Raw genomic sequence first — 2,996 nt, forward strand, 5'->3', positions numbered from 1 at the left:
TAAAAAAATTTATAGCTTTTAATTTGAAACTTGCTGCAATTTCTTTGGTGAGAAATTGGAGCGGCACACGAGGCTCGAACTCGTGACCTCGACCTTGGCAAGGTCGCGCTCTACCAACTGAGCTAGTGCCGCATTTCAAAATTGTCAGTAATTTGTCCGTTGGTGCGCGACAAGTCGCGGTAAACGTTCTGGCAACTGAGCTAGTGCCGCATTCAAAATAGTCAGTAATTTTTCCGTTGGTGCGCGACAAGTCGCGGTAAACGTTCTGGCAACTGAGCTAGTGCCGCATTCAAATTGCTCAAGCACACTAACCCCGCGGGGGTTATCGTCTTAAGCGGGGCAGGATTCTACAATAATCCGATGTGTTTGCAAGTGTTTTTTACAAATTAAAGAATTTTTCTTGGTAGACTTTTAATTCCATGATGGAATCTTTGATATCATCAAGAGCAAGGTGTGAACCTTTTTTGTGCACTTGTGCTAAAACTTCTGGTTTCCAGCGTCGTGCTAGTTCTTTGATAGTGCTTACGTCTAAATTACGATAGTGGAAGTAATCTTCCAGTTCACGCATATATTTATTCATAAAGCGTCTATCTTGGCCTATTGAATTACCACACATAGGCGAAGCGCCTGCAGGAACCCACTGCTTTAAAAATGCCAAAGTTTGTTCAACAGCATCTTGCTCTGTGAATGTGCTCGCTTTACAGCGTGCAGTTAACCCTGACTGACCATGTTGCTTAGTACACCATTCATCCATACCATCAAGCAATTCATCACTTTGATGAATAGCAATAGTTGGCCCTTCAGCCAAGATGTTTAACGCACTGTCGGTGACAACCGTGGCGATTTCGAGTATTTTGTCTGTACTTGGTTCAAGACCTGTCATTTCGAGGTCGAGCCAAATCAGATTTGATTTATGAAAAGACATAATTACCTTGCGGTGCTTTCCTTTAGATCTAACGCATTTAGATATATCATATTAGTATCATCAGTCGACCTAAAGCTTTTTTTTCAAAAAGCACGACATTTAACTAAGTTATGGGCCAAAAGTGGCAAAACAGAAGAAATTAAGTAAAGGTCAATCCCGTAGGATTAAGGCCAATCACCAAAAACGCTTGTCTAATGCAGATTCTGCGCCAACCACTAACAAGGTTGAGCAATGGCAAACTGACAATTTAGGTGCGCCTGAAAATGCCGTGGTGATCAGTCGGTTTGGTCAACATGCCGATATTGAAACTGATAACGGAGATGTTTTGCGCTGCAATATTCGCCGTACCGTTAAAGGTATTGTTTGCGGAGACGAAGTGCAATTTCGCCGCGCAAAAGTCAGCGAAGGTGATTTAGCTGGCGTTATAGAAGCGATGCATGAACGGCGCTCGCAACTTACTCGCCCTGATTTTTACGACGGTGTAAAAGTCATAGCCGCCAACATTGACCAGATTTTGATGGTCTCTGCGGTACTACCAGAGTTTACCCCCAGTATTATCGACCGCTATTTAATTGCTTGCGAAGATATGGGCATTGAGCCTATTTTAGTGCTCAATAAAATAGATTTAATTGATGAGCCTGGGCTTGCTAACATCAATAAAATTCTGGATATTTATAGGTCACTTGATTATCAAGTATTACTAGTCAGTAATAAAACCGGTTACGGTATTGATGCACTCAAAGAAACCTTAATTGATAAAAATAGTATTTTTGTTGGTCAAAGTGGTGTGGGTAAATCAACTTTAGTTAACACTGTTTTACCTGATGCTGAAATACTGACCAAAGAGGTCTCTGAAAATAGTGGCCTTGGCCAACACACAACAACCGTGTCACGACTTCATCACTTACCTTCAGGCGGTAACTTAATTGATTCCCCTGGTATTCGTGAATTTGGCTTGTGGCATTTAGATGTAGAGCGCGTTACTTGGTGCTTTAAAGAGTTTCGCAAGTTTATTGGCGGTTGCCGCTTTAGAGACTGTAAGCATTTAAATGATCCGGGCTGTATAATTCGCCAAGCAATCGATGATGGTGATATTTCACAGCTACGTTTTGATAGCTACCATAGAATTTTAGAAACAATGGCCGATGGCCGAGCGGGTGCTCGTGCTCCACGCGTATAATTTTTTAGGAAAAAACTTGTGAGTTTAGACAAATTCAAAATCGCAATGCAGTACGCAATGCCAAAACATTTTGTATCCCGTATGGTAGGCAAGTTAGCTGCAGCTAAAGCAGGCGCACTAACAACTACTTTAATTAAATTGTTTATTAAACAATATAAAATTGATATGAATGAAGCGCAATATAGCGACCCAGCTCACTATAAAACGTTTAATGAGTTTTTTACTCGTCCTTTAAAAGAAGGCGTTCGGCCATTAACCACTGAAGATGACATCATTACTCATCCTGTAGATGGTGCCATCAGTCAACTAGGCCCAATTGTTGAAGGCCAGCTTATTCAAGCCAAAGGACATGACTATAGCTTACAAGCTTTACTTGGCGGCTCAGAGCAAGATACAGCGCCTTTTTTAGGCGGCGACTTTGCAACGATTTACTTAGCGCCAAAAGATTATCATCGTATTCATATGCCGATTGATGGCACCTTGAGTAAAATGATTTACGTCCCCGGTGATTTATTTTCAGTAAACCCACTTACCGCGCAAAATGTACCTAACCTATTCGCTCGTAACGAACGCGTAGTAGCCATTTTTGAGACTGAAATTGGCCCGCTTGCCATGGTATTAGTGGGTGCAACAATTGTTGCCAGTATCGAAACTATTTGGGCAGGTACAGTTACACCACCAGCAGGTAAAGATGTATTTAGCTGGAACTACAAAACCTCAGGTGAAAATGCAATTACCTTGAAAAAGGGTGAAGAGATGGGTCGCTTTAAATTAGGCTCCACGGTTATTTTAGCCTGGGGTGCTAATAAAGCAGATATCTTTGATGATCAAAAACCAGGCACAGTGACTCGCATGGGCACACCGTTTGCTAAAATTGATGATTGATGATTG

The 2,996-nt window shown here is 41.7% G+C and carries 3 protein-coding genes and 1 tRNA gene; 2 read left to right on the forward strand and 2 right to left on the reverse strand.

Annotated features, from left to right (window positions below):
- Positions 1-56: 56 nt before the first annotated feature.
- Both H5187_RS22925 and orn read right to left on the reverse strand, forming a co-directional pair.
- Positions 57-132: transfer RNA gene (locus H5187_RS22925), tRNA-Gly, on the reverse strand.
- 247 nt (positions 133-379) lie between these two features.
- Positions 380-925, reverse strand: a complete 546-nt coding sequence (gene orn, locus H5187_RS22930; RefSeq protein ID WP_145234646.1) for an oligoribonuclease — start codon at positions 923-925, stop codon at positions 380-382.
- Between the two features lie 121 nt (positions 926-1,046).
- Between orn and rsgA the strand changes: the two genes are divergently transcribed.
- Positions 1,047-2,105 carry a small ribosomal subunit biogenesis GTPase RsgA gene (gene rsgA / locus H5187_RS22935; RefSeq protein ID WP_145234644.1) on the forward strand — a complete coding sequence of 353 codons (1,059 nt, stop codon included), beginning with the start codon at positions 1,047-1,049 and terminating at the stop codon, positions 2,103-2,105.
- 18 nt (positions 2,106-2,123) lie between these two features.
- Positions 2,124-2,990 (forward strand): archaetidylserine decarboxylase, encoded by an 867-nt coding sequence (asd, locus tag H5187_RS22940; protein WP_179959238.1) that lies wholly within the window; start codon positions 2,124-2,126, stop codon positions 2,988-2,990.
- Positions 2,991-2,996 lie beyond the last annotated feature (6 nt).

Source organism: Pseudoalteromonas sp. SG44-1, assembly GCF_014164315.1.
GTDB classification, from domain to species: domain Bacteria; phylum Pseudomonadota; class Gammaproteobacteria; order Enterobacterales; family Alteromonadaceae; genus Pseudoalteromonas; species Pseudoalteromonas rhizosphaerae.

Bases quoted from the DNA above. Each gene is read 5' to 3' on its own strand.
- orn (WP_145234646.1), bottom strand. From the start codon at position 925: ATGTCTTTTCATAAATCAAATCTGATTTGGCTCGACCTCGAAATGACA.